General features: G+C 37.0%; 35 protein-coding genes. 24 read left to right on the forward strand and 11 right to left on the reverse strand.

All coding sequences use genetic code 11. The features are described from left to right. Positions 1–143 precede the first annotated feature (143 nt). Positions 144–284, reverse strand: a complete 141-nt coding sequence (locus ACIR310F_RS25220; protein WP_155963106.1) for a hypothetical protein — start codon at positions 282–284, stop codon at positions 144–146. Between the two features lie 102 nt (positions 285–386). On the opposite strand from ACIR310F_RS25220, the gene ACIR310F_RS0104585 reads away from it, so the two are divergent. The 6 genes from ACIR310F_RS0104585 (at position 387) to ACIR310F_RS0104610 (ending at position 6414) form a co-directional block, all read left to right on the forward strand. Then, complete coding sequence (locus ACIR310F_RS0104585; protein ID WP_028082804.1) at positions 387–1496, forward strand: S-(hydroxymethyl)glutathione dehydrogenase/class III alcohol dehydrogenase; 1110 nt, start codon at positions 387–389, stop codon at positions 1494–1496. A 460-nt stretch (positions 1497–1956) separates the two neighbouring features. Beyond that, on the forward strand, positions 1957–2679 hold the full coding sequence (pgl, locus tag ACIR310F_RS0104590) for a 6-phosphogluconolactonase (protein WP_028082805.1): 723 nt from the start codon (positions 1957–1959) through the stop codon (positions 2677–2679). Between the two features lie 98 nt (positions 2680–2777). Beyond that, entirely contained in the window at positions 2778–3875 is a 1098-nt protein-coding gene (locus ACIR310F_RS0104595; RefSeq protein ID WP_028082806.1) for an FHA domain-containing protein, read from the forward strand. A 136-nt stretch (positions 3876–4011) separates the two neighbouring features. Then, entirely contained in the window at positions 4012–4905 is an 894-nt protein-coding gene (argB, locus tag ACIR310F_RS0104600; protein WP_028082807.1) for an acetylglutamate kinase, read from the forward strand. Positions 4906–5078: 173 nt separating this feature from the next. After that, positions 5079–5594 carry a tetratricopeptide repeat protein gene (locus tag ACIR310F_RS0104605; RefSeq protein ID WP_028082808.1) on the forward strand — a complete coding sequence of 172 codons (516 nt, stop codon included), beginning with the start codon at positions 5079–5081 and terminating at the stop codon, positions 5592–5594. Between the two features lie 19 nt (positions 5595–5613). Next, the gene (locus ACIR310F_RS0104610) at positions 5614–6414 is read left to right on the forward strand and encodes a DUF3153 domain-containing protein (protein WP_028082809.1); all 801 of its coding nucleotides are present in this window, start codon (positions 5614–5616) and stop codon (positions 6412–6414) included. A gap of 214 nt (positions 6415–6628) precedes the next feature. Here ACIR310F_RS0104610 and ACIR310F_RS27460 read toward each other — a convergent pair whose 3' ends face one another. The 6 genes from ACIR310F_RS27460 to ACIR310F_RS0104640 all read right to left on the reverse strand — a co-directional run bounded on the left by ACIR310F_RS27460 (position 6629) and on the right by ACIR310F_RS0104640 (position 8247). Further along, positions 6629–6763 carry a type II toxin-antitoxin system RelE family toxin gene (locus ACIR310F_RS27460; RefSeq protein ID WP_231395457.1) on the reverse strand — a complete coding sequence of 45 codons (135 nt, stop codon included), beginning with the start codon at positions 6761–6763 and terminating at the stop codon, positions 6629–6631. A gap of 44 nt (positions 6764–6807) precedes the next feature. Next, entirely contained in the window at positions 6808–7020 is a 213-nt protein-coding gene (locus ACIR310F_RS0104620) for a hypothetical protein (protein WP_028082810.1), read from the reverse strand. Positions 7021–7152: 132 nt separating this feature from the next. Then, positions 7153–7323 carry a hypothetical protein gene (locus ACIR310F_RS25225; RefSeq protein WP_155963104.1) on the reverse strand — a complete coding sequence of 57 codons (171 nt, stop codon included), beginning with the start codon at positions 7321–7323 and terminating at the stop codon, positions 7153–7155. A gap of 137 nt (positions 7324–7460) precedes the next feature. Next, the gene (locus ACIR310F_RS0104630) at positions 7461–7811 is read right to left on the reverse strand and encodes a type II toxin-antitoxin system PemK/MazF family toxin (RefSeq protein WP_196803160.1); all 351 of its coding nucleotides are present in this window, start codon (positions 7809–7811) and stop codon (positions 7461–7463) included. After that, entirely contained in the window at positions 7789–7977 is a 189-nt protein-coding gene (locus ACIR310F_RS0104635) for a hypothetical protein (protein WP_028082812.1), read from the reverse strand. Before ACIR310F_RS0104635 ends, ACIR310F_RS0104630 begins: the two co-directional genes overlap by 23 nt. Positions 7978–8031: 54 nt before the next feature. After that, positions 8032–8247 carry a hypothetical protein gene (locus ACIR310F_RS0104640; protein ID WP_028082813.1) on the reverse strand — a complete coding sequence of 72 codons (216 nt, stop codon included), beginning with the start codon at positions 8245–8247 and terminating at the stop codon, positions 8032–8034. A gap of 146 nt (positions 8248–8393) precedes the next feature. Here ACIR310F_RS0104640 and acnB point away from each other — a divergent pair, with 146 nt between their 5' ends. The 8 genes from acnB (at position 8394) to ACIR310F_RS21565 (ending at position 14411) form a co-directional block, all read left to right on the forward strand. Next, complete coding sequence (gene acnB, locus ACIR310F_RS0104645; RefSeq protein ID WP_028082814.1) at positions 8394–10961, forward strand: bifunctional aconitate hydratase 2/2-methylisocitrate dehydratase; 2568 nt, start codon at positions 8394–8396, stop codon at positions 10959–10961. A gap of 66 nt (positions 10962–11027) precedes the next feature. Continuing rightward, on the forward strand, positions 11028–11444 hold the full coding sequence (locus ACIR310F_RS0104650; RefSeq protein ID WP_028082815.1) for a XisH family protein: 417 nt from the start codon (positions 11028–11030) through the stop codon (positions 11442–11444). Then, complete coding sequence (locus ACIR310F_RS0104655) at positions 11432–11773, forward strand: XisI protein (RefSeq protein WP_028082816.1); 342 nt, start codon at positions 11432–11434, stop codon at positions 11771–11773. The genes ACIR310F_RS0104650 and ACIR310F_RS0104655 overlap by 13 nt, the downstream gene beginning before the upstream one ends. Before the next feature lie 83 nt (positions 11774–11856). Next, entirely contained in the window at positions 11857–12105 is a 249-nt protein-coding gene (locus tag ACIR310F_RS0104660) for a type II toxin-antitoxin system RelE family toxin (RefSeq protein ID WP_028082817.1), read from the forward strand. 14 nt (positions 12106–12119) lie between these two features. Then, positions 12120–12317, forward strand: a complete 198-nt coding sequence (locus ACIR310F_RS0104665; RefSeq protein WP_028082818.1) for a hypothetical protein — start codon at positions 12120–12122, stop codon at positions 12315–12317. Positions 12318–12624: 307 nt separating this feature from the next. After that, positions 12625–12966 (forward strand): XisI protein, encoded by a 342-nt coding sequence (locus tag ACIR310F_RS0104670; RefSeq protein ID WP_028082819.1) that lies wholly within the window; start codon positions 12625–12627, stop codon positions 12964–12966. 65 nt (positions 12967–13031) lie between these two features. Then, positions 13032–13292 carry a hypothetical protein gene (locus ACIR310F_RS21560; protein WP_035367621.1) on the forward strand — a complete coding sequence of 87 codons (261 nt, stop codon included), beginning with the start codon at positions 13032–13034 and terminating at the stop codon, positions 13290–13292. 87 nt (positions 13293–13379) lie between these two features. Then, complete coding sequence (locus tag ACIR310F_RS21565; protein WP_081677553.1) at positions 13380–14411, forward strand: peptidoglycan-binding protein; 1032 nt, start codon at positions 13380–13382, stop codon at positions 14409–14411. A gap of 3 nt (positions 14412–14414) precedes the next feature. Here ACIR310F_RS21565 and ACIR310F_RS25230 read toward each other — a convergent pair whose 3' ends face one another. Then, the gene (locus tag ACIR310F_RS25230) at positions 14415–14570 is read right to left on the reverse strand and encodes a hypothetical protein (protein ID WP_155963624.1); all 156 of its coding nucleotides are present in this window, start codon (positions 14568–14570) and stop codon (positions 14415–14417) included. Between the two features lie 102 nt (positions 14571–14672). Here ACIR310F_RS25230 and ACIR310F_RS0104685 point away from each other — a divergent pair, with 102 nt between their 5' ends. The 8 genes from ACIR310F_RS0104685 to ACIR310F_RS21585 all read left to right on the forward strand — a co-directional run bounded on the left by ACIR310F_RS0104685 (position 14673) and on the right by ACIR310F_RS21585 (position 17183). Then, positions 14673–14987 (forward strand): type II toxin-antitoxin system prevent-host-death family antitoxin, encoded by a 315-nt coding sequence (locus tag ACIR310F_RS0104685; protein WP_028082820.1) that lies wholly within the window; start codon positions 14673–14675, stop codon positions 14985–14987. A 53-nt stretch (positions 14988–15040) separates the two neighbouring features. Continuing rightward, positions 15041–15196: a hypothetical protein gene (locus tag ACIR310F_RS25235; RefSeq protein WP_155963102.1), complete on the forward strand. Its 156-nt coding sequence runs from the start codon at positions 15041–15043 to the stop codon at positions 15194–15196. 92 nt (positions 15197–15288) lie between these two features. After that, positions 15289–15477: a hypothetical protein gene (locus ACIR310F_RS0104695; protein WP_028082821.1), complete on the forward strand. Its 189-nt coding sequence runs from the start codon at positions 15289–15291 to the stop codon at positions 15475–15477. Continuing rightward, positions 15477–15725: a hypothetical protein gene (locus ACIR310F_RS0104700; protein ID WP_028082822.1), complete on the forward strand. Its 249-nt coding sequence runs from the start codon at positions 15477–15479 to the stop codon at positions 15723–15725. The genes ACIR310F_RS0104695 and ACIR310F_RS0104700 overlap by 1 nt, the downstream gene beginning before the upstream one ends. Before the next feature lie 108 nt (positions 15726–15833). Beyond that, positions 15834–16169: a hypothetical protein gene (locus tag ACIR310F_RS26645; protein ID WP_231387389.1), complete on the forward strand. Its 336-nt coding sequence runs from the start codon at positions 15834–15836 to the stop codon at positions 16167–16169. Then, positions 16170–16325, forward strand: coding sequence for a PIN domain-containing protein (locus tag ACIR310F_RS26055; protein WP_196803161.1), 156 nt, complete (start codon positions 16170–16172; stop codon positions 16323–16325). A gap of 146 nt (positions 16326–16471) precedes the next feature. Continuing rightward, entirely contained in the window at positions 16472–16660 is a 189-nt protein-coding gene (locus tag ACIR310F_RS21580; RefSeq protein WP_071604788.1) for a type II toxin-antitoxin system HicB family antitoxin, read from the forward strand. Continuing rightward, positions 16617–17183 carry a DNA-methyltransferase gene (locus ACIR310F_RS21585; protein ID WP_196803162.1) on the forward strand — a complete coding sequence of 189 codons (567 nt, stop codon included), beginning with the start codon at positions 16617–16619 and terminating at the stop codon, positions 17181–17183. Before ACIR310F_RS21580 ends, ACIR310F_RS21585 begins: the two co-directional genes overlap by 44 nt. 128 nt (positions 17184–17311) lie before the next feature. On the opposite strand, the gene ACIR310F_RS26060 is transcribed toward ACIR310F_RS21585, so the two are convergent. Further along, complete coding sequence (locus ACIR310F_RS26060; protein WP_196803163.1) at positions 17312–17512, reverse strand: hypothetical protein; 201 nt, start codon at positions 17510–17512, stop codon at positions 17312–17314. A 67-nt stretch (positions 17513–17579) separates the two neighbouring features. Here ACIR310F_RS26060 and ygfZ point away from each other — a divergent pair, with 67 nt between their 5' ends. Next, positions 17580–18572 (forward strand): CAF17-like 4Fe-4S cluster assembly/insertion protein YgfZ, encoded by a 993-nt coding sequence (ygfZ, locus tag ACIR310F_RS0104725; protein ID WP_028082823.1) that lies wholly within the window; start codon positions 17580–17582, stop codon positions 18570–18572. A 97-nt stretch (positions 18573–18669) separates the two neighbouring features. Here the strand turns inward: ygfZ and ACIR310F_RS0104730 are convergent, their stop codons facing one another. Then, positions 18670–19644: a cysteine synthase A gene (locus ACIR310F_RS0104730; RefSeq protein ID WP_028082824.1), complete on the reverse strand. Its 975-nt coding sequence runs from the start codon at positions 19642–19644 to the stop codon at positions 18670–18672. A 686-nt stretch (positions 19645–20330) separates the two neighbouring features. Between ACIR310F_RS0104730 and ACIR310F_RS0104735 the strand changes: the two genes are divergently transcribed. Further along, positions 20331–22322 (forward strand): ABC1 kinase family protein, encoded by a 1992-nt coding sequence (locus tag ACIR310F_RS0104735; protein ID WP_028082825.1) that lies wholly within the window; start codon positions 20331–20333, stop codon positions 22320–22322. A 274-nt stretch (positions 22323–22596) separates the two neighbouring features. Here ACIR310F_RS0104735 and hetI read toward each other — a convergent pair whose 3' ends face one another. Continuing rightward, on the reverse strand, positions 22597–23328 hold the full coding sequence (gene hetI / locus ACIR310F_RS0104740) for a 4'-phosphopantetheinyl transferase HetI (RefSeq protein WP_028082826.1): 732 nt from the start codon (positions 23326–23328) through the stop codon (positions 22597–22599). Between the last annotated feature and the right edge of the window lie 180 nt (positions 23329–23508).

The raw sequence follows: 23508 nt of genomic DNA on the forward strand, positions 1-23508 counted from the left end.
GCTCAAATTATATAATTCCTTTCCCTTACTGGCTCTGAGGGTTTCGTTAATATCTTTCATAATCGCTCTTACGCCAGTTAAGTTAGACATTTGAGCGCCAATTTTAGTAAGGGCAGGTTTGATCATGTTTATTACAGATTTCATTAATCGTCAAAGTGGGTAGTTGCAGCCAAGATTAATTTTATGGTCATAATTGCTAAAATATCTGCTGACTTCAACCAGTCTAAACCGTAGTTAATTAGATAGGATATTTTTCTGACAATGCCCATCACTCTAGCATACATAGAACAATTTGACAAGTAATCATGAAAAATATTCCTCTTCGCGCCTGGAGTGCCTCTGGGTGAGATAAAATTACGTAAATCCTCGCCAATAAAGAGAATCAAATGGAAGTCAAAGCAGCAGTAGCCTATAGTCCGGGAAAACCCCTAACAATTGAAACCGTACAATTACAAGGACCACAAGCAGGGGAAGTATTAATTGAGATTAAAGCTAGTGGAGTATGTCATACGGATGCCTTTACCCTTTCTGGTGATGATCCAGAAGGTTTATTTCCGGCAATTTTAGGCCATGAAGGCGCTGGTATAGTTGTGGAAGTGGGGGCTGATGTCAAAAGTCTTAAACCTGGAGATCATGTAATCCCTTTATACACCCCTGAATGTCGTCAATGTGATTATTGCCTCAGCTTCAAAACTAATCTTTGTCAAGCAATTCGCGGCACACAAGGACGGGGTTTAATGCCAGATGGTACTAGTCGTTTTAGTATTGGTGGCGATATTATTCACCATTACATGGGTACATCCACCTTCGCTAATTATACGGTATTGCCAGAGATTGCTGTCGCCAAAATTCGAGAGGATGCCCCTTTTGATAAAGTTTGTTATATTGGTTGTGGCGTAACAACAGGTATTGGCGCGGTAATTTATACAGCTAAAGTAGAACCAGGTGCAAATGTAGTAGTTTTTGGTTTAGGGGGGATTGGTTTAAACGTCATCCAAGGAGCGCGAATGGTGGGCGCGAATAAAATTATTGGTGTAGATATTAATCCTAAAAAGCGGGATTTAGCTGAAAAATTTGGTATGACAGATTTTGTCAATCCTCAAGAAATTGCGGGTGATTTAGTTCCTTATTTAGTAGACTTAACAAAAGGTGGTGCTGACTATTCTTTTGAATGTATTGGCAATGTTAATACCATGCGTCAAGCCTTAGAATGTTGTCATAAAGGTTGGGGTGTAAGTGTGATCATTGGTGTTGCTGGTGCGGGACAAGAAATCAGCACTCGTCCATTTCAATTAGTAACTGGAAGAGTTTGGAAAGGTTCGGCTTTTGGTGGTGCTAGAGGAAGAACTGATGTGCCAAAAATTGTAGATTGGTATATGGATGGTAGAATCAATATTGATGATTTAATTACTCATGTTATGCCGATAGAAAAAATTAATGATGCTTTTGATTTAATGCACAGGGGTGACTCTATTCGCAGTGTTGTGACTTTTTAGGTTTTTGTTTCGCGCTAAGATGCTAAGGAGCAAAGGCGCAAAGGAAGAAAAGCTTTATAATTAGGTTTAAGTTGACAAAAAGATGTAGATTTTGATCCAGATGGATATTTGGTATATTTTATTTGCCAATTTACTTTCTATTATGTGACGTTAATGTGATCAGTAATAATCTCTAATTTGTCAATGTTCACAACTGGTAAACTGGTAAGAATTTTTATTTTTGGCTTATTTACCGATGTATCTTGATTCAGCTAACAGTCTTTTGGAGTGATTATGAGCGATTAGTACAACTGAATACTGACAAGCAATCAAGAATAATGATAAAGAAGGTGAAGGACAATAGAAGACCGTAATTTATGGTTTAACTTGATGATGTTAAAAGTTTCCACAGTTAAACCGGAAAATGGTCAGAAGTTCGCTATGGTATTGCAAAGAAACAGCATCATGTAATGATAATGCCATGAACAAAACTGTTGAAGTTCACACCAGCGTGTCCGAACTCGTCCAACGGGCGCTAGAATTGATCCTGTCAAAAGTGGAAACTGCTATTAGGGAACGCGGACAATTTACAATTGCTTTATCAGGTGGCAGCACACCAAAACCTTTGTATGAAGCCATGGCCGTGCAGAAGTTGCCCTGGGATAAAATTCATGTATTCTGGGGAGATGAGCGTTATGTACCACCAGATCACCCTGATAGCAACGAATTGATGGCGCGACGTGCATGGTTAGATCAGGTTGCTATACCAGCGGCTAATATTCATGCTATCCCCACTTTGTCCTCTCATCCAGAAGTGGACGCAGCTAAGTATAACCAGCATCTGCAAACATTTTTTAATTCCGTATCTGGAGAGTTCCCGGCATTAGATGTAGTTTTATTGGGAATGGGTGATGATGCCCATACTGCATCTTTATTTCCCCACACAGAGGCTCTCAACGTGTGCGATCGCTTAATTACTGTTGGTAATAAAGGTGACAGTCTCCGCCTCACATTTACTTACCCATTGATTAACGCGGCTCGCAGTGTGATTTTTATGGTTGCTGGTGCTAACAAAAGGCCAGCGCTGGCGCAAATTTTCGCACCAGTAGCAGATGATTTTGCTTATCCATCTCGCTTGATTAAACCCCAGGGAGAACTTTACTGGTTGCTAGATACTGCGGCTGGTTTAGAACTCAAAAGCTAAATGTTTTCACTCTAGGTAATTATTAGCATCAAAAGCTAAAGTTACTGCTGTGCTTGTCAGTAATATTTTTACAACGACCTTGACTAAGGCTTAAATCCATGATAGTTTGCCCTAATTGCAATCACCCTAATCCAGATGGGGCTGTTCAATGTGAAGCTTGCTACAGCCCGTTGCCAGCTACAGCTAAATGTCCTAATTGTGGAGCAACAGTACAGTCAGATGCGGCATTCTGCGGTCAGTGCGGTTATAACCTACGTCTTCACGCTGCTGCTGTTACAGCAACCACAGTCGCACCAACTGCTGCTGCTAATATTCCTGTACAAGTACCGCCGGTTGCTCCTGATCCAATCATGGAACTATTAAAGCCCGATGCCTTGGGAATTGGGAATACCGCCAGCCCTGCCGTTAGTGTTAATATACCGCCCATAGCACCCCCACCTGTAGCTAGTTCAGAAGCCGTTTATGTTCCCCCCATAGCACCAGAACCAGAAGTTTATATTCCCCCTGTACTGACACCCGCACCGGTAGCTGTAGTCCAGGAACAAGCTGTTTATATTCCTGCTGTACCAGCACCTGTAGCGCCAGAACCGGAAGTATATATTCCCCCTGTACTTACTCCTCCACCGGCACCTGTAGCACCAGAACCGGAAGTATATATTCCCCCTGTACTTACTCCTCCACCGGCACCCGTAGCGCCAGAACCGGAAGTATATATTCCCCCTGTACTTACTCCCCCACCAGCACCCGTAGCGCCAGAACCGGAAGCTTATATTCCGCCTGCTTATGTACCCCAGATAGATCCCCCGACAATTCCTGAAGTAGCTCCAGCCGCACCACCAGCCAAGGTGTCCAACACCCAATTACAACAGGTAGTCGCGCGGTTATTTTATGTTCAAGCTAACCAAGAAATAGAATTACCACAAAATCTCTCGGTTATTCATATTGGTAAGCCTAATGACCGCATTCCTCCAGATATTGATGTTTCAGGGTTCGCAAATTCGGAGATTGTTTCCCGGATTCACGCAGATATTCGGATTGAGGGAGATGCTTGTTATATAGAAGATGCAGGTAGTTCCAATGGAACTTACATCAACAATTTACCCCTATTACCAGGAAATAGACATCGCCTCCGTCCCGGCGATCGCATTAGCTTAGGTAAGGGCGATTTAGTGACTTTCTTGTTTCAACTCTCTTAGGAACAGGTAATAGGTAATGGGTAATGGGTAATGAATATCTTTCTGCTCCCTGTCCCACTGCTATGATCACAACAGCTTATTAACTCTAGTTGCTAGTTATCCAATAAACTAGATAATTAGCAACTTGGGTAAAAACATGATTAATGATACAGAGTATATCAGGAAGGCTGAAGCGAATCGCGTCGAAATTCTCAGTGAAGCATTACCTTACATCCAACAATTCACTGGTCGCACCGTTGTAGTTAAATATGGTGGCGCAGCAATGAAGGATAGCAACCTCAAAGATAAAGTAATTCGGGATGTTGTCTTTTTATCTTGCGTCGGCTTGCGGCCAATTTTAGTTCATGGTGGTGGTCCAGAAATTAATAGTTGGTTAGGTAAATTAGGAATTGAAGCACAATTTAAAAATGGTTTGCGCGTTACCGATGCACCAACAATGGATGTAGTGGAAATGGTGTTAGTTGGGCGTGTAAATAAAGAAATTGTCGCGCTAATTAACCAGGCTGGAGGTATGGCCGTAGGACTTTGTGGTAAAGATGGTAACTTAATTACGGCTCGTCCTCAAGGTGATGAAGGAATTGGTTTTGTTGGGGAAGTTAGCAGTGTCAATATCAAAATTTTAGAAACACTTTCTAGTAATGGCTATATTCCCGTAGTTTCCAGTGTTGCTGCTGATGAAACGGGACAGGCTTATAATATTAATGCTGATACCGTAGCGGGGGAAATAGCCGCAGCTTTGGGAGCAGAAAAGTTAATTTTGCTCACCGATACCAGAGGAATTTTAAAAGATTATCATGACCCTTCTACCTTGATTCCGAAAATAGATATTCGGGAAGCGCGACAATTAATTGCTGATGGTATAGTTAGTGGGGGGATGATTCCTAAAGTGAATTGTTGTGTGCGATCTCTAGCTCAAGGGGTGAAAGCTTCACATATCATTGATGGTCGTATTCCTCATGCTTTACTGTTAGAAGTATTTACAGATGTGGGGATTGGGACAATGATTCTTGGTTCTCAGTTGAGACAATAATCAGGATTAATAGTTCTGGTGAATAAAATTCACGGCTACACAAACAAATTCCGCCTCCGCAGACTGCATAAAAACCAGAGATTTCTCACCCACGCAGGTGGGTTTTGTTTGTGTAGATGCGGTTTCTAACCGCCGATTTAACTAATAACTAATAACTAATGACTGAATAACTAATGACTACAGAAAGTTTAGAACTCGCTAGATCTCGTTACCAAATGGGGACAATTGCTTTTGAAAATGGTCAATATCGGGAAGCTGTAGAAAATTTAGAAAAAGCCAGCGCCCTATTAGGAAAAAATACCCGTTTTGCTGGAGAAGTAGAAATTTGGTTGGTGAATGCTTATGAAGCTGCGGGACGTTCAGAAGCAGCAATAAATCTTTGTCAACAACTTGTAGGTCATCCCCATTATGAAATTCGTCAACAAGCAAAGCGCCTAGTCTATATTTTAAAAGCACCCAAACTTAATCGTCCTCAAGAATGGATGACAGAAATTCCTGACTTTGGTATAGTTTCTGATCACAAATCGAAAATAGTTGTCAATTCCCAACCTAAAAAATCTCAACCCAAATCTGTAGAACCAGAATATATTGATCTTAGCACGGTCAATACTAAAGATAATCGCTTTGTTTGGGTAGCTTTAATTGCTGTTTCTTTAACAATTTCCTATTTAGTTTGGTTAAGTTTTTAGCAAATAAGGAGAAACTACAATGAATGTATTCACTTTCACTAAGATAAAATCCAGATTTTTTTCAATTATTAAAATTGGCAAAATTACCAAAATAAAACCTATTGTATTGATGGTAATACTTTCTTCATTGCTCCTATCTGGTTGTGTAAAATATGATTTAGGAGTGAATTTTAATAGCACAAATAATGGAGAATTAATACAGCATATTCAGTTAGCGGAAAAACTCACCATTTTTAGTGGTGATTATCTATCAGAATGGTTAAAAACTTTAGAAAATCAAGCGCGAACTTTAGGAGGTTCAACACAGAGAATTTCACCAGCAGAAATTATTGTTAAAATTCCCTTTACCAGTGCGAAGGAATTACAAGAAAAATTTACTGTATTTTTCAAAAATCGCAGTTCTCAAGATAGCAATAATTCGGAAATATCAGATATTACCTCAAGTTTGGTAGCAGAAGATAGGAATTTTTTCCTATTTTCTAGAAATCATCTAGTTTATGATTTAGATTTGCGTTCTTTGGCCATGCTTACCACCAAGAATAATAATTCAATTGTCAATTTAGATTTTAGTTTACAGACACCTTGGGGAACAAAAAACATTGACAATAATGAAAATGCTATCAAACCAGAAAAGCATGGTAATCAATTGATCTGGACACTTAAACCAGGTGCTATCAATCATATAGAGGTGGTGTTTTGGTTACCTAATTTCCTGGGAATTGGGACTTTGTTAATTATTGCATTTGTGTGGTTGGGGTTCTATTTGAGATATACGTTATTACCAAGTCCGAGTATTCAGTTAACGGTGAAAGAGTTGTAAAATATTGGCATCAGAATGTAATTACATCCTGAAAATGTAAAATGTTGGGTTTTATCAACCCAACCTACAGAATTTAGTAGAATTACAGCACTTCCCGATGTTATGAGGTACAAGAACCCCACCCCCAACCCCCTCCCCGCAAGCGAGGAGGGGGCTTAAGATGTACCTCATAAGAGCGGAAACCCCTGTAAAATAGCAATTGTACTATTGTAAATCAAGGAAAAATTTTATAGATTTCGCTACGATGTGCAACTCTTTGACATAAAATAGTTTGATTTTCTTGATCAAGAGTTAAACCTATTCTATAATCTCCTACTCTGATTTTGTATTTATCTTTGTAACCTTTCATCTTTGGGTAAAGATGCTAATTCTTTTAAAAATTTCTTTGTATATTCAACTTTCCACATTGTTATTTTTCAGGATTTGTAAATATTTGATAGCTTCATTTTTAGAGAGAACTTCATCCGTTTCTACTTCTTCCATCAGTTTTGCTAATCCATAGTTTTCTAAGATTTCTTCGATTTGTTCAAATTCGGTAATAGGAATTTGTACCGCTATTGGTTTTTGATTTTGGTCTAATACGTAGTTTTTGTTGATTTGTAGCATTGATTTTACTCCTAAATCATTAGGTAGATTATAGCATATTGTCAAAATCAGGATTTAGAGGATTTGAGGATTTACAGGATGGGGTTATTTTAAATCATCTAATCCCGGTTTACCTACATTCAAACCAGACTTTTAACGCTTACCTTGTAATTTCCTCATTTCTTTCTGTACACTAACTCCTATTTGCACAGCATCATCAAGTAATTGAGCATATTCAATTGCTTTTACTGTGGTTTTTTCAGCTTCTAATGTGGATAAGTCTATGTTAAAATATTCTGGTTTAAATTTCGGGTTTTCTCTCAATTTTCATTGGAAACATAGACTAAGCACCTCAATTAAAAGTATTAAATTTATTTTCTTTGTAACTATAATAACATCACTTTTCAATTTAGGCTACAGCAAAATCTGTAAACTTCCGAGTTTCAGAATCATGTTTAACTTTAATCACCTAAATTAAGAGAGATTTTCAAAGTTAAATTTACTTTTTCTATGAACATTGGTGATAAGATACCTAATCTTTTCTGAAAAACAGACTGATTCACAGTTGCTATTTTATCACTCCTAATTATTGAGCTTTTTTTCAGTCCAGTTTCCTGAAATTCATCGTCTTTATCAGAGATTAAAACCCAAGTATCTCGTAAATCACCATCAGGTATTTTTGAGAAAATTCCCAAAATAATTACTTCTTCTCTGTGAATAGCAACAACTAAAGCAGGTCTAAGTTTATTACTGCTTAAATCGCTAAAAGGAAAGGAAACTAACCAAATTTCATGAATCTTCGGTTTCATCATTATAAATATGCTCTTCTGGATCATTCCACTCCGTAAATCCTGTTTCTGCTAATTTCATAAATTCTCTTATTTCCAATACTTTTCTAATTTCTGCAATTAATTCATTAATTTCTTCTACAGGAAATTGGAGAATCATGGCTTTAATTTCTTCTTTTTTCACCTTCATTATTCACAACTCCTTTTGATTAAAGCAACAAAAAACCAAGTATCAGCAAAAATTTTACTCCTCACTTACATCTCTCCCAAAGCTAATCGCAAGTTTAACAGAAAAATCTTCAGGAGCATCAATATAAATCTTTCTTAATTTAGACATTATACTGGGCTTTTTAACTGGCTTTTCTGCACTACTTAGTTGTTCAATTAATCCATAAACTTGATTAAGTTCTTCTTGAGTTAAACCTTCTAATTTCTCTTGAATTATTTGTTTTGTCACCATAGTAACCTACCTAATGTAAACTTTACTTCTTAAATTATAAACCACAAACTGTCTATTTCTGACAAATTCGTTTACCAGTAACTCCTGTAACAATTCCCTTACAATAAAATAAAGAAAACAAGACATAGCAGGAGAAAGGCTAAATCATGTTAGCAGAATACCAACAACACACCCAAGAACGCGCCCAACTCGGTATTCCCCCTTTACCATTAGACGCATTACAAACTTCAGAATTATGTGAATTACTGAAAAATCCTGCCCCAGGTACGGAAGAGTTATTATTACATTTATTACGCGATCGCATTCCCCCCGGAGTAGATCAAGCAGCTTATGTAAAAGCCGGATTTCTTACTGCTATTGCTAAAGGAGAAATTACCAGTCCTTTAGTCTCTGCTATCGAAGCAGTAGAATTACTGGGAACGATGGTAGGCGGTTATAACGTCCAATCCTTAATTGATTTACTCAGTTCCTCAGTAGCAGAAAACGCAGCAATAGCATTGAGCAAAATACTGTTAGTTTATGATGCGTTTCATGATGTATTAGAACTATCAAAAACCAACAAATACGCCAAAAAAGTGGTAGACTCCTGGTCCGCAGCGGAATGGTTTACCACTCGTCCCACATTACCAGAATCTATCACCGTCACGGTTTTCAAAGTTCCCGGAGAAACTAACACTGACGACTTATCACCAGCAACCCACGCTACAACCCGTCCAGATATTCCTCTTCACGCCTTAGCAATGTTAGAAACCCGTCAACCGGGAAGTTTAGAAACCATTGCAGACTTAAAGAAAAAAGGATATCCTGTAGCTTATGTTGGCGATGTGGTGGGTACAGGTTCATCACGCAAATCTGCAATCAATTCAGTATTATGGCATTTAGGTAATGATATCCCCTTTGTACCAAATAAACGGGCTGGAGGCTATATCTTGGGTAGTGCGATCGCACCTATCTTTTTTAACACCGCCGAAGATGCGGGATCTTTACCCATACAATGCGATGTCACAAAAATGGCAACTGGTGACGTAATTACCATCTACCCCTACAAAGGTGAAGTTACCAACGCCGCAGGAGAAGTAATTTCCACCTTCAGCCTCAAACCTGACACCATTTTAGACGAAGTTCGCGCAGGTGGCCGCATTCCCCTATTAATTGGCCGTACCCTCACCGACAAAACCCGTCAAGCCTTGGGTTTAGCACCCAGCGATTTATTTATCCGTCCCCAAGCACCCGCCGACAGTGGAAAAGGCTTCACATTGGCGCAGAAAATGGTCGGGAAGGCGTGCGGATTGCCAGGGGTACGTCCGGGGGCATCTTGCGAACCAATCATGACCACAGTGGGTTCTCAAGACACCACAGGACCAATGACCAGAGACGAGTTAAAAGAACTCGCTTGTTTAGGGTTCAGTGCAGACTTAGTCATGCAAAGTTTCTGTCACACAGCCGCTTATCCTAAACCGGTAGATATCAAAACCCATCAAGAACTACCAGACTTCATTTCTTCTCGTGGTGGCGTGGCTTTGCGTCCTGGTGATGGTATCATTCACTCCTGGTTAAACAGAATGTTATTACCCGACACAGTGGGAACAGGAGGAGACTCCCATACCCGCTTTCCGTTGGGTTTATCCTTCCCTGCGGGTTCTGGGTTAGTTGCGTTTGCTGGTGCATTGGGTGTAATGCCCTTAGATATGCCAGAATCCGTATTAGTCCGTTTTAAAGGAGAATTGCAACCAGGAATTACCTTGAGAGATATTGTTAACGCCATTCCTTATGTAGCTATGCAAAAAGGTTTGTTAACCGTGGAAAAACAGAACAAGAAAAATGTTTTTTCCGGGCGAATTTTGGAAATTGAAGGATTACCAAATTTGAAAGTAGAACAAGCATTTGAATTAACAGATGCTTCCGCCGAACGTTCTTGTGCAGGTTGTACAATTAAGTTAAGTGAAGAGACAATAGCGGAATATTTGCGGTCAAATATTGCTCTGTTAAAAAATATGGTAGCACGGGGTTATAGTGATGCCAGAACTATCCTGCGGCGCGTGGCAAAAATGGAGGAATGGTTAGCCAATCCTGTGTTATTATCAGCAGATGCAGATGCGGAATATGCAGAAGTAATTGAGATTGATTTAAACGACATCAAAGAACCAATTGTAGCTGCACCCAATGACCCTGATAATGTTAAGTTATTATCGGAAGTTGCGAATGATCCAGTACAGGAAGTTTTCGTAGGTTCTTGTATGACAAATATCGGACATTATCGAGCAACAGCCAAGGTTTTAGAAGGTGCAGGTGCGGTGAAAGCGCGGTTATGGATTGCACCTCCGACAAGAATGGATGAACATCAATTAAAAGTAGAAAAAGTGTATGATGTTTTTGTAGGTGCGAATGCGAGAACGGAGATTCCTGGATGCAGTTTATGTATGGGAAATCAGGCGCGAGTTGATGATAATACAACAGTGTTTTCTACCTCAACTCGTAATTTTAATAATCGCATGGGTAAAGGCGCTCAAGTGTATTTAGGTTCAGCGGAATTAGCAGCAGTTTGTGCGTTGTTGGGGCGTATTCCTACAGTTAAGGAATATATGGAGATTGTAGGGGAGAAAATTAATCCTTTTGCTGATAATTTGTATCGTTATTTGAATTTTGATCAAATTGTTGGTTTTGAGCATGAAGGTAGGGTGATTAGTAAGGAGGATCAGGCTGCTTTGGTATAATGTAATTGGGGTGAGTTCTTTGTGGACTCACCTGAATGTTATAATAGTTTATTATCGGGGTAAACAATGCCAGCAAAGGATACTTGCCATGAAGCGGTGAAAAATGCTTTAATTAAAGATGGTTGGATAATTACTTTTGATCCATATCCAATTAAATATGAAGAAGTTAAATTACTTGCTGATTTAGCTGGTGAAAAAACAATTTCCGCAACCAGAGAAGGAGAAAAAATAGTTATTGAAATTAAAAGTTTTCTGAGTCGTTCTCCCATGCGAGAATTTGAAACAGCGTTAGGACAATATCTCATTTATCAAACCTTTCTTTCTCTGACTCATCCTGAGTATAAAGTTTATTTAGCAATTGGTGAAAAGATTTATGAGAAGTTTTTTGAACAAGTTGCGATTGAATTAATTTTACAAAAATATCAAGTTTCACTGTTGGTTGTTGATATTAATAAAGAGGAGATTATCAAATGGACAAGGTAAATAATTATCAAAATATAATCAAACAAATCCTCACTGAATATGAAAGAATTTCAGCACAAGTACCTGATCCTGATATAGATGAGGTATTAATGTTTGATGATCAAAGAAGTCAATATCTTTGGTTTAATATCGGGTGGAAAAATCATAAAAGAGTGAAAGCAATTTCGGTTTATGTGAGAATTAAAAATGAGAAGATTTACATTGAGGAAGATTGGACTGAGGAGGGAATTGCAACTGAGTTATTAAGGGAAGGTGTACCCAAAGAGGATATTGTTTTAGCTTTTCATGATCCTGAAACTCGGAAGTTGACTGAGTTTGCTGTGGCTTAATAGAGAAAAAATTTGTTAGTATAATTTAGGTTAGGGTGAGTTTGGATGGACTCACCTTAATGTTTTGAAAAAGGTTAAAATATGTGCATTACCAAATAGAATTTAAACCCAAAGCGATTAAAGATTTACAGAAAATTCCTGTAAATGACAGAGAACGCATTATCAATAAAATTGAAGCAATGCAAGATGATTTACAAGGAGATGTGAAACGCTTAACAAATTTTACTCCAGAATATCGTTTAAGAGTTGGTGATTATCGAATTTTGTTTGAATTAGCAGAACAAACTATAATCGTGTATAGGGTTAAGCATCGTAGTAAAGCTTATGAGTAATAGGAGGTTAAAAAATGATTGAATTACATCCTGAGTTTTTAACAAAAAATGGTGAAAAACAATTTGCGGTTTTACCTTATGAGGAATTTTTGAAGATTCAGGAATTATTAGAAGATTTGGAAGATTTACGAGATTTGAGAGATGCTAAGGAAGAAGAAAAGAATAGTGTTTCAATGTCTTTAGAAGATGTGAAAAGTATGTTGTTAATGTGATCAAATTGTTGGTTTTGAGGATGAGGGGAGGGTGATTAGTAAGGAGAAGCGGCTTTGGTATAATTTAGGTTAGGGTGGGTCTTGATGAACTCACCTGAATGTTATAGCAATCCTAAATGATACGTGAGAGTTCAACAAGGCTAAAATGCTTATAAAACAAGGATTTTTATCTACGTATTTTCTCACAAACTGTTCAGGATTGCTATATAATATAATAGTTGATTATCGGGGTGAAAAATGCCAGCAAAGGACATATACCATAACTTAACTTTATTGTTTTTAATGATAAAAAACAGGAGATTCAATCATGGATAAAATTATAAAATATCGGGAGTTAATTAAAAGTATTTTAACAGAATATGATCAGTTGGTTCATAAATCTCCTGATTATAATACTGAAACCTGTTTAGTATTTGATGAAACTCACGATCATTATTTGTGGTTAACAGTTGATTGGAAAGAAGATAAAAGACTAAAATCAACTCATGTCCATATTCGCATTAAAAATGATAAGATATATATTGAGGAAGATTGGACCCAGGAAGGTATTGCAACGGAGTTATTAAGAGAAGGTGTACCGAAAGAGGATATTGTGTTAGCTTTTCATGATCCAGAAACTCGTAAGTTTACAGAGTTTGCTATTGCTTAATACTTTTTTCTATAGATGAATTACATGAATTTTTGTTAAGAGTTAATTTTTAAATTTTTACAAGTTTGATTTTAGCAGATTCACAGTTTGATTTTAGCAGGTTCACAGGCTGGAAGCCTGTGCCACTTAAACTTGCTATACAAGAAGAGCAAATTTTACTGATTCTAATTAATATTAGTTTGCATAAAGCAACCAAAATTATGGAAGTGGATACAGAAATGTTTTGGCAAATTTTAGAATTGACGCGGATAAATGTTTCATGCTCAGGATATCCCGATAGAGAAATCAACTATCAATTAACTATGAAAATACATAAGAAAAGCTGATTATTCGGGGGGGGAGATACGTTATTACTTATATATCAGAATTTTGAGGATATTTTATGGAACTATCACAATATACCAGAAAGTGGAATGGGTGACGATATTGATACAAAAACAAAACAAAAAGAGGTGACATGGTTTGAACTTTTTCGGAAGGAAGAAGATGGCACATCTTATCCAGTTATCGCTGCTAATGCAGGTTCAGAACCTATTGAAGTAGTAGAATTAAAAACCAAACTAACGGATGAATTTGTAGATTTTTTAGGCAAATATCCTACAGCAAAAACCTTTTTAATTGCTCCCTCTGATAAGAAGATTCCTTCTGTTACCGCACCTGATATTACCATTACTCCTACCACTGATTTACCAACCTTAACTCGTATTCTGCGTTGGGGTAGTAAAGGAGATGATGTTAAAGCCTTGCAAAAAGCACTTAATGATTTAGGATTTAATGCTGGCCAAGTAGATGGTGAATTTGAAAATAACACAGAAAATGCCGTTAAAGCTTTTCAGTTAAAAGCAGGTTTAATGGCTGATGGGGAAGTAGGTCCCATGACTTGGGGTAAACTTGGTGGTAAACCTGGAGATAGCATTTCTGTAGATCCATCTGATCCTATTTATTTACGATTGGCTGGTTTTGCTGAAATTGAAGCCGCTAAAGGACTTACTTGGAGTAGTGCAAGTAGTGAAGCGGAAAAATACCTCAAACCTTTCCGTAAACCTATGCAAAATATAGGTCATATCGGAAGTGATCCAGTTTTTTATAATTGGTGTGCGGCTTTTGTTGCTTATTGTTGTCGTAACGTAGGAATTGATATACCAGATCAACCTGAAGGTTTTTGGGCAACAATGGCTTTAGTTGAATCTTGGAAATTTTGGGCAAAACAAAACGATTTTTGGTTTCCTAAAGGTTCGGTGATTCCTATGCGTGGAGATATTGTTACTTTTGACTGGTCTGAAGCTCCGGGTGAGTTTAATCATATTGGCATTATCAGAGCATATTCTCAAGGAAGCACTGTTATTAAGACTTCTGAAGGTAATAAAGGTAAGCGACCAGTCAATACCAGTGGTAACTTTACTCATAATTTATCTTCTGTATCAGGATTTATCAGAATCCGTTAACCGTTAACTGAGTAGAGTAGAAACTATAACAAAGCGATCGCTGTTTGGGTGTGGTTTGGTGGAGAGCGATCGCTTTTTGATGTAGGTAGAATGAAGTGCGATTGCTTTTTTAATTTTATCAGGACTTACGCAAAAAGAACCGAATTTGCGGTAATTCATGAATTACCCCTACGCAAGAATAAGGTGTTCAGCAACATCTTACGTAAGTCCTATTTATGCTAACATTAAATTAAATCTAAATTTAGTGCAGAGTCACCAACCATGATTAATCTCAGTCAAGATATTCAATCCCTCTCAACCTTCAAACGCAACACCAACGAACTCATTAACCAGATGAAAGAAACCGGAAATCCTCTGATTTTAACAGTTAATGGTAAAGCAGAATTAGTAGTACAAGATGCCGCATCTTATCAAAAAGTCCTCGCTTATATCAAACAATTAGAAACAATAATTGAGAGGAAAAAAGAATTAGAACCAACAAAAAGCAACAACAAAAAAGCACTGGAATTATTAAAAACGTGGGAAGAAGAAGGAGATGAACAAGAACAAACAGAAACTTTAGAGTATTTATCTTAATCTTTAGAACAAGATCATTTTTCTAATCGTTCTCTATTTTCACCATTGCCATAATGCCAAGATTAATTATCCCTGATTCAGGAGTTTTAGGAATTATTACCAACCCTAAATCAACATCTATAAAAGCTCAAAAATGTAAACTATGGTATGCTAACTTTTTAGAAAAAGGTGAAAATATTGCTTTACCTGTGTATCGCTCTTTGATGTAGGTACGATGAGAGAGCGATCGCATTTTGGTTGTGGTTTTGTGAGTCCGATCGCTGTCCTCCTAGTATAATGTAAGTTTTATCAGTTATCTTATATGGGTAAAAGTCATTTCAAGAAAGCAATATCATCTTTAGAATCTCGTATTGCTGAACACAAGGAAAAAATTAGGCTAGAATTAGAGAAAGAATTTCCAGACCAGGGTTTAATTAACCATTGGGAAAAGGAAATTAGAGCTTTTGAACAAGGAATAAAACAAGCGCTAAAAAGATTGGGTAAAAACTAATGAAACTCGCAAACCAAAAAATTAGCAGTGACAACTCAACGCTTAATCAGCTACTAATGGAATTACAGGAAGAATGCCAAAATGTGATTTCTCTGGTTAATCAATTACAACTTTCTGAGTTAAGCGATCGCCAAAAAGCTAAAATACTTTCAGAATTATTAGTAGCATCAATTCATTTACATTCCCATTGTGATGAAGATTGGCAAAATTTGATTTCCGATGAGTTGGAAACTTTAGCAGATGATTAAGGTTATTTCTTCTGAATATCCAACTTGTCGTTTTGTTTTATGGTTTTGGTAGAGCAAAGTTGATATAATTATAAAAATAGACTTAATCCATTAACCAGTATCAAATAAATGAATCACCAAACTACCTTTAAAGAAATTGCCTCTCAAGTGCAATTATTCCAGAGTATAGAACAAAAAGAAACCTTTATATTTGTACTTGGTGCTTTAACATCTCGGTTAATTAGTTTACATAAAGCAGCCGAAATCATGGAAATGGATACAGACATATTTTTGAAAATTTTAGAATTAATGGGAATAGATTTTTCATATCTTACCATATCTAATGGACAAAAAATGGCAGAAGCATTAAGAAAAATATCAAAAAAGAATATTTTTGTTGAAATTGATCCGCAGAAATGGCAACAAGAAATTCGTCAAGATCGCTCTCTTCCTAATCGTCATTAAATGATGTTACTTGATAGCAATATTATTATTTATGCAGCACAAGCAGAAAATGAATTTTTAAGGGAGTTTATCGCTGAAAATTCTCCTTTTGTATCTGCTCTTTCTCGTCTCGAAGTATTGGGTTATCATCAGATAAATGATGAAGATAAAACCTAGTTTGAGGAGTTTTTCAATGCTTCTCAAATATTACCAGTTTCTCAAGCTGTAATTGAGCAAGGAGTAAAACTAAAACAGATTAAAAAAATGTCTTTAGGAGATACTATATTATTTTTGGCGTAGTATTGATTGGGTTAACAAAAAAAATGAACTTTTACACAGTTGTTCTTAGACAAAGTTCCGGTTATTGGGTGGGTTTGTGTTTAGAAAATGGTATTGTTGGACAGGGAGATACTCAAGAAGATGCAGTTAATAAATTAAAGGACGCAATAGCATCTTTTGCAGATGTTTATGAATCAGAAAAGAATATTTATAAATCTGCTTATTTTAGGTGATTGCATAGAAAAATTGCAAGAATTACCAGATAAAAGTATTGATTTAGTTATCCTTGATCCTCCTTATTGGAAAGTAATTCAAGAAAAATGGGACTATCAATGGCGTACTGAAGAAGATTATGTAGAATGGTGTTTACAATGGCTGAATCAAATATCAAGAGTAATTAAATTGTCGGGTAGTTTATATCTATTTGGCTATTTAAGAAATTTGTTTTATTTATATGATCATTTAATTAAATTAGGATTTGCTTTTAGACAGCAAATAATCATAGATAAAGGCATAAAATCTATCGGGGGAGGTGCAACAAAAGGTTATAAAATGTTTCCGAATGTTACGGAAAGTCTATTATTTTTTAATTCTAATAGTCAACCATTTGTGAAAAAAATTCTCAAGGATAGACAAAAAGAATTAGGTTTAAGTGCTTTAGAAATTAATCAAAGATTAGGGGTAAAAGTTAATGGTGGAGGGATGTGGTCACTTTATACAGGAAATAATATTTTAGCACAAATTCCCACAAAATAAATGTGGGAAAAATTGCAGTAAATTCTGGAATTTCAACATCCTTATGAAAATATAGCACCTGTTTTTAATATTGAAATGGGCATCACTGATGTTTGGAGAGATATAGATTTTTATAAAGAAGAGAGATATCATTCTACCCAAAAACCAGTGAATTTGATAGAAAGAATTATCAAGGCTAATTGAAACCGTAAAGTTTCATAATCTTGGTTGTCAAAATTGGGGTAGTCGCCTAAAATAAGTACAACTCTTTTTACATCTTGGGTTATTACTTGTAAATCTCTAATTAGTATCAAATAATCTGCCACAAGGAGAAACAATTCAAGTTCCATTGGGATAAAATATCAACCGTTAAAACAATGCTATTGATTCTTTAAACAAAAATAGACTTACATAATTATGTTGACATCTGCAATTAACAATGAAAATGCAAACGCCATCCAATTAATTAAAGAAGGTGTAGCTATAAGCGATCGCTCTCATTGGGGTCGTATCCGTGTTTCTGGTGATGATAGAATACGTTTTTTACACAATCAAAGCACAAATAATTTTCAAGTCCTCAAACCCGGTCAGGGCTGCGATACTGTTATGGTGACATCTACAGCCAGAACCATTGATTTAGTCACTAGCTATGTATTAGATGATGCTGTTTTGCTCTTAGTTTCCCCTAACCGTCGTCAGCTACTAGCAAAATGGTTAGATCGTTATATCTTCTTTGCAGATAAGGTTAAATTAACTGATATCACCGCAGAAACGGCGACTTTTAGCCTTATGGGACCCCAAAGCCATGGTATTGTCGAAAAATTGGGGGCTGGTGATTTAATTGGTCAACCAGATGGTAATCTCATATCAGTAAATGGAGTAATAGTTGCTATTGGTAGCGGCTTGGCTACACCTGGATATACTCTAATTTTACCAGTCACAAATAAAGAAACATTGTCGAATGAAATCCTCAGTTATGGTGCTGGAGAATTAAGCGATCAGCAATGGGAGATGTTACGAATACTACAAGGTCGTCCCGCACCAGATGCGGAAATTACGGATGATTATAACCCTTTAGAAGTCGGTTTATGGCAAACAATCTCCCTCAATAAAGGTTGTTATATCGGACAAGAAACCATTGCCAGATTGAATACATATAAAGGTGTAAAACAATACCTTTGGGGCATTCATCTCCATAATGCGGCTGAACCAGGAACAATCATCACCATTGGCGATGAAAAAGTAGGTAAACTCACCAGCTATACAACCACCCCGGATGGTCATTTTGGACTAGGTTACATCAGAAGTAAAGCTGGTGGAGTCGGTTTAAAAGTGCAAATTGGGGAAACAGAGGGAGAAATAGTAGCTATTCCCTTTGTTTCTCATGAATATCCCTTGAATAAAGAATAAAGGGTAATTAACCAGCTTCCCTGCTGTAATTTATACTTAAATGCGGGCGGGCTGCCCGCTCTAATTTATACTCAAAGTAGTGACAAACGCGGAAATCCTAATTAATCATCAGTCCTTTACTTGCTAACCATTCACTATTAAATATGCGTGATTGATAGCGAGAACCACTATCACACAAGATAGTAACAATAGTATGTCCAGGTCCTAATTGTTTGGCTAAAGCCACAGCCGCAGCCACATTAATTCCTGTTGAACCACCCATTAATAAACCATCTTTTTTTAATAGTTGATAAACGACACGCAAGGCTTCTAAATCATCAATTTGGATAGAATCATCAATAGGTGCGCCTTCCATATTAGCTGTAATTCTGCTATTACCAATACCTTCAGTAATGGAATTACCTTCTATTTTGATTTCCCCGGTTTTGATATAACTATATAGTCCACTACCCAAGGGGTCAGCAACCACACATTTAACGCCGGGATTTTGTTCTTTTAGGTACATGGCGACACCTGCATAAGTACCACCCGTACCCGTGGCCGCTACCCAACCGTTTATTTTACCATCTGTCTGTTGCCAAATCTCTCTACCTGTGGTTTGATAATGAGCAAAACGATTAGCTAAATTGTCAAACTGATTAGCCCATAAGGCGTTTTCCATTTCTGCGGCAATTCTACCAGATAGTTTGACGTAATTATTGGGATCTTTGTAGGGTACAGCAGGAACAGTACGAACTTCTGCACCCAAGGTAGTTAAAGCATCTATTTTTTCTTGAGATTGAGTGTTGGGAATAATAATCAAACATTTGTAACCCTTGACATTACAGATATGCGCCAGTCCAATTCCCGTATTTCCCGCAGTTCCTTCGACTACTGTGCCACCAGGTTTAAGCAGTCCTTTTTTTTCTGCATCTTCTATAATGTAAAGCGCAGCCCGATCTTTTACAGAACCACCAGGGTTCAGAAATTCGGCTTTGGCTAAGATATCACAACCTGTTTCTTCACTAAAACTGTTTAAACGAATTAGTGGTGTATTCCCAATTGTACCGACAAATCCATTTTTAATATCCATGTTGAATTTACTTGATTTCTTCCCAATTAAATTTTGACATTGATTGAGTGAGAGTTGGGATTAATCAACGGCTATATAAATAACTTATATCTCTATAACAAAATATCCAAATTATTTAATCAATCTTGTAATTTCAGAATTTGCGGTTATTATTTCCCTACTGCGGAGATTTATTTTGGAAATAATAATCTTAGTAATTCAAAACTCTATATATATGGGCGCACTATTCCCCACCAATAACATCATCATAGCCGAAACTCAAAACACTGTCAAGCCCCCCGGCTGAAATTACCGAAACTCGTGAAATTATTGACAAAATTCTCAATATTCATGAGAATGAACCCCTATTTATTGAGAAAGTTCTTTTTTGCCAAAATCTTATATAAATAACTTATATCCCTACAACAAAATATCCAAATTATTTAATCAATCTTGTAATTTCAGAAGAGACTTGCAAATAAAAAAGTCCCAAATTTAGATAAAAACGCTCTATATTTCTCTTTTCTTTGCGTCCTCTGCGGCTGGGCGAGAGCAAAAAACCACTTAATCTTCTTAATCGTAACGTATCAAATTAAGACTCGCTGTAGCTTACAGAAACATAAAAGATAATAATTGACAAAAATATTTCTAAAAGACAAGATATTGTTACAATATTTAACAACGTTGATTTAACTGGTGGCTTCTTCATGATGGTTAAGACACTTCCCCCTAGTTCTCGAACAATTCAGGAGGACAGTCGCGGAGGCGAATTGTCCGTAATTGAAGTCATAGCGGAAAAAAGTGCAGAGACTTTAATAATCAAGTCAGCGGAAGTCTCCAGACAGCCGAGACATAAGCCGCGAGTGAAGACTGGGTCTGAACCAGAGACACTGCTGTATGATCCTGTGGAAATACAAGCACAATATCGTGGACGATTTCTGCAAGTTTTAGGGCGGATTTTGACGGTTCTTAAACCAACAATTTCCTTTGTATTTGGCTTATGGTGGGATAAGCAATGGGGAATTTTGGTAAAAAATGAACAAAGTCGCGCCATTCAACTCAGAAAATTATTAACAAAACTCGGTCCGGCTTACATTAAAATCGGTCAGGCTTTATCTACCAGGCCAGATTTAGTACCACCAGTTTATTTAGAAGAATTAACTAAACTGCAAGATCAATTACCGGCTTTTCCTAATGAAATAGCTTACCAGTTTATAGAAGAAGAACTAGGAGCGCCACCGGGAGAAATTTATGCAGAATTATCTGCTCAACCTATTGCGGCTGCTTCCTTGGGACAGGTATATAAAGGAAAATTGAAAACTGGGGAAGAGGTAGCGATTAAAGTTCAGCGTCCAGATTTACGGGAACGAATTACTATAGATTTGTATATTTTACGAAATCTGGCTGGTTGGGTACAGCGGAAAGTCAAGCGGGTGCGTAGTGATTTAGTCGGGATTTTAGATGAATTGGGCGATCGCATTTTTGAAGAAATGGATTATATTCATGAAGGGGAAAATGCCGAACGCTTTTTTGAGTTATATGGTAACATGAAGGATATTTATGTACCAAAAATTTACTGGGAATACACCAACCGTCGGGTTTTAACGATGGAATGGATTAACGGTTTGAAATTGACTCAACCAGAAAAAATTGCGGCCTTAGGAATCAATGCGCGGTATTTAATTGAAATTGGTGTCCAGTGTTCCTTGCGTCAATTATTAGAACATGGATTTTTCCATGCTGACCCCCACCCAGGTAATTTGTTAGCTACCATGGATGGTAAATTAGCTTATCTTGATTTTGGAATGATGAGCGAAGTTAAACCAGCCCAACGTTATGGTTTAATTGAGGCAATTGTTCACGTTGTTAACCGAGAATTTGATAGTTTAGCAAAGGACTATGTAAAGCTAGAATTTCTGACTCCAGAAACGGACCTTACCCCTATTGTTCCGGCTTTTGCTAAGGTATTTGCTAACGCGGAAGGTGCAAGTGTAGCGGATTTGAATATTAAAAGTATTACCGATGATTTATCGGCTTTAATGTATGAATATCCTTTCCGTGTTCCACCTTATTACGCTTTAATTATTCGTTCTCTTGTGACTTTAGAAGGGATTGCAATTTATATAGATCCCAACTTCAAAGTTCTCAGTGAAGCCTATCCTTACGTTGCTAAACGATTATTAACAGATTCAGCAGATGAATTAAGAACATCATTAAAAGAGTTACTTTTTAAAGATGGTAAATTCCGCTGGAATCGTTTGGAAAACTTGTTAAAAAATGCCCGCAGTAACCAAGAATATGATCTTAACTTAGTCCTCAATCAAGGAGTAGAATTTCTTTCTTCAGAACGGGGTTCATTTATTCGTGATAGATTAGTTGATGAATTTTTCAATAGTGTAGATGCTGTTAGTAAAAATGCTTTACATAACTTCACCTATATACTCAGAGAAAGGGTAGGATTAACAGCAGTAAATCAAATCCCATCAGCAACAGTTGAACAACAACAAACCTTAGAATATATTAAACGCATTGCTGGTATTTTGCGAGAAACTAAAGGTTTTGATGCTACTAAAATAGCACCACAATTAGCCCAAATCATTGTTAACCCAGGAGTGCAGCGTTTAGGTCAACAAATTGCTAGTCGCGTTACTCAAAAAGCTGTAACTAGGATAATTCGGGAATTATTAGCACCTGAATAATGTCTAAACTGTGATTTTTCTACTGGAGATTATTGAGATGATTAATTAGGGTTTGCTGAAAAAGTAATCATTTGGTATGAGTTAAATTCATCAATTAGTCAGGCCACGGTAAACATAAGTTTTTCAGGAAGCTTAGTCATGACTCTAACCAAACTAAATCTTAGTTTACCTTGGCCGAATTTCCCCTCAAGACAGTTGAGAACTCACCCAAAACCGAATTACTGCTAATTTCAGTCGCTTTTAAGCGACTTCAGTTATGAGACAGGAAATCTATTTAATAGTCCACAAAGGGTGAATATTCCCAACAATGTAAATTAATATTCTTCCCCGCAACGACAACTGCGGCCGCAAAATTATCTGTTGGTGTTAATTCCCTTAAATTCCAATCTCCTGATACAAGTAATCTACTTGGTTGATTTTTCGTTAAAGATATTTTAATTTCTTCTAACTTGACTAAACCATCTCCTGTCGCTTTTACATAAGCTTCTTTGCAAGTCCAATAACGGAAAAACATTTGTTTTTGTTCTTCAGAAGAGACTAACCGCAGATGTTCATATTCTTCAGCAGAAAAAAACCGTTTAGCCAGACTTTCTAAATCTGACATAGTGCGAATATATTCTATATCTACACCAATCTGATTTGGATAACTTACACCACACAAAGCTAAATCTTGGGAATGAGATAAATTAAAGAATAATCTTTGATTGGCAAATTTAGCCGCCAAAAAAGGCTTACCACGGGGTTGATATTCAAATTCCACTTGTTTGGGATCAATACCTAAATATCGCCCTAAAATGGCGCGGAGAGTGCCACGTCCAGCGATAAATCTTTGTCGATGTTCAGGAAAATAAAACCTTTCGGCGCGAGCGATTTCATCACTAGATAAAGTTTCCCAAAAATCTTGTAATTGTGATTCCGACTGATTTAAATTAATGCACCAAAGATGCACATCATTTAATGACAAATTTAAGTTTTCGGGCGCGGTTAGCCAATTATAATTAAACACAAATTAAACTCAGTTACAGGGAACAAAATTTTAAATCTGGTGGCTAGAGGTTTTGGAGAAATTAATTATACCCATAAATTTACTTGTGGCGTTGGTGAATGAAGGTATGATTTTTTTCTCACGCAGAGGCGCGAAGGACGCAGAGAGTAAGAGTTTAAGAACTAGAATATTTGATTTTCA

The organism is Dolichospermum circinale AWQC310F, from assembly GCF_000426925.1.
Lineage (GTDB): Bacteria > Cyanobacteriota > Cyanobacteriia > Cyanobacteriales > Nostocaceae > Dolichospermum > Dolichospermum circinale.

What these genes read in the sequence shown, in the direction of transcription:
- ACIR310F_RS25220 (WP_155963106.1), bottom strand. Translation starts at nt 284, where the DNA reads ATGTATGCTAGAGTGATGGGCATTGTCAGAAAAATATCCTATCTAATT.
- ACIR310F_RS0104585 (WP_028082804.1), top strand. Translation starts at nt 387, where the DNA reads ATGGAAGTCAAAGCAGCAGTAGCCTATAGTCCGGGAAAACCCCTAACA.
- pgl (WP_028082805.1), top strand. Translation starts at nt 1,957, where the DNA reads ATGAACAAAACTGTTGAAGTTCACACCAGCGTGTCCGAACTCGTCCAA.
- ACIR310F_RS0104595 (WP_028082806.1), top strand. Translation starts at nt 2,778, where the DNA reads ATGATAGTTTGCCCTAATTGCAATCACCCTAATCCAGATGGGGCTGTT.
- argB (WP_028082807.1), top strand. Translation starts at nt 4,012, where the DNA reads ATGATTAATGATACAGAGTATATCAGGAAGGCTGAAGCGAATCGCGTC.
- ACIR310F_RS0104605 (WP_028082808.1), top strand. Translation starts at nt 5,079, where the DNA reads ATGACTACAGAAAGTTTAGAACTCGCTAGATCTCGTTACCAAATGGGG.
- ACIR310F_RS0104610 (WP_028082809.1), top strand. Translation starts at nt 5,614, where the DNA reads ATGAATGTATTCACTTTCACTAAGATAAAATCCAGATTTTTTTCAATT.
- ACIR310F_RS27460 (WP_231395457.1), bottom strand. Translation starts at nt 6,763, where the DNA reads ATGAAAGGTTACAAAGATAAATACAAAATCAGAGTAGGAGATTATAGA.
- ACIR310F_RS0104620 (WP_028082810.1), bottom strand. Translation starts at nt 7,020, where the DNA reads ATGCTACAAATCAACAAAAACTACGTATTAGACCAAAATCAAAAACCA.
- ACIR310F_RS0104630 (WP_196803160.1), bottom strand. Translation starts at nt 7,811, where the DNA reads ATGATGAAACCGAAGATTCATGAAATTTGGTTAGTTTCCTTTCCTTTT.
- ACIR310F_RS0104635 (WP_028082812.1), bottom strand. Translation starts at nt 7,977, where the DNA reads ATGAAGGTGAAAAAAGAAGAAATTAAAGCCATGATTCTCCAATTTCCT.
- ACIR310F_RS0104640 (WP_028082813.1), bottom strand. Translation starts at nt 8,247, where the DNA reads ATGGTGACAAAACAAATAATTCAAGAGAAATTAGAAGGTTTAACTCAA.
- acnB (WP_028082814.1), top strand. Translation starts at nt 8,394, where the DNA reads ATGTTAGCAGAATACCAACAACACACCCAAGAACGCGCCCAACTCGGT.
- ACIR310F_RS0104650 (WP_028082815.1), top strand. Translation starts at nt 11,028, where the DNA reads ATGCCAGCAAAGGATACTTGCCATGAAGCGGTGAAAAATGCTTTAATT.
- ACIR310F_RS0104655 (WP_028082816.1), top strand. Translation starts at nt 11,432, where the DNA reads ATGGACAAGGTAAATAATTATCAAAATATAATCAAACAAATCCTCACT.
- ACIR310F_RS0104665 (WP_028082818.1), top strand. Translation starts at nt 12,120, where the DNA reads ATGATTGAATTACATCCTGAGTTTTTAACAAAAAATGGTGAAAAACAA.
- ACIR310F_RS0104670 (WP_028082819.1), top strand. Translation starts at nt 12,625, where the DNA reads ATGGATAAAATTATAAAATATCGGGAGTTAATTAAAAGTATTTTAACA.
- ACIR310F_RS21565 (WP_081677553.1), top strand. Translation starts at nt 13,380, where the DNA reads ATGGGTGACGATATTGATACAAAAACAAAACAAAAAGAGGTGACATGG.
- ACIR310F_RS25230 (WP_155963624.1), bottom strand. Translation starts at nt 14,570, where the DNA reads ATGAATTACCGCAAATTCGGTTCTTTTTGCGTAAGTCCTGATAAAATT.
- ACIR310F_RS0104685 (WP_028082820.1), top strand. Translation starts at nt 14,673, where the DNA reads ATGATTAATCTCAGTCAAGATATTCAATCCCTCTCAACCTTCAAACGC.
- ACIR310F_RS25235 (WP_155963102.1), top strand. Translation starts at nt 15,041, where the DNA reads ATGCCAAGATTAATTATCCCTGATTCAGGAGTTTTAGGAATTATTACC.
- ACIR310F_RS0104695 (WP_028082821.1), top strand. Translation starts at nt 15,289, where the DNA reads ATGGGTAAAAGTCATTTCAAGAAAGCAATATCATCTTTAGAATCTCGT.
- ACIR310F_RS0104700 (WP_028082822.1), top strand. Translation starts at nt 15,477, where the DNA reads ATGAAACTCGCAAACCAAAAAATTAGCAGTGACAACTCAACGCTTAAT.
- ACIR310F_RS26645 (WP_231387389.1), top strand. Translation starts at nt 15,834, where the DNA reads ATGAATCACCAAACTACCTTTAAAGAAATTGCCTCTCAAGTGCAATTA.
- ACIR310F_RS26055 (WP_196803161.1), top strand. Translation starts at nt 16,170, where the DNA reads ATGATGTTACTTGATAGCAATATTATTATTTATGCAGCACAAGCAGAA.
- ACIR310F_RS21580 (WP_071604788.1), top strand. Translation starts at nt 16,472, where the DNA reads ATGAACTTTTACACAGTTGTTCTTAGACAAAGTTCCGGTTATTGGGTG.
- ACIR310F_RS21585 (WP_196803162.1), top strand. Translation starts at nt 16,617, where the DNA reads ATGAATCAGAAAAGAATATTTATAAATCTGCTTATTTTAGGTGATTGC.
- ACIR310F_RS26060 (WP_196803163.1), bottom strand. Translation starts at nt 17,512, where the DNA reads ATGGAACTTGAATTGTTTCTCCTTGTGGCAGATTATTTGATACTAATT.
- ygfZ (WP_028082823.1), top strand. Translation starts at nt 17,580, where the DNA reads ATGTTGACATCTGCAATTAACAATGAAAATGCAAACGCCATCCAATTA.
- ACIR310F_RS0104730 (WP_028082824.1), bottom strand. Translation starts at nt 19,644, where the DNA reads ATGGATATTAAAAATGGATTTGTCGGTACAATTGGGAATACACCACTA.
- ACIR310F_RS0104735 (WP_028082825.1), top strand. Translation starts at nt 20,331, where the DNA reads ATGATGGTTAAGACACTTCCCCCTAGTTCTCGAACAATTCAGGAGGAC.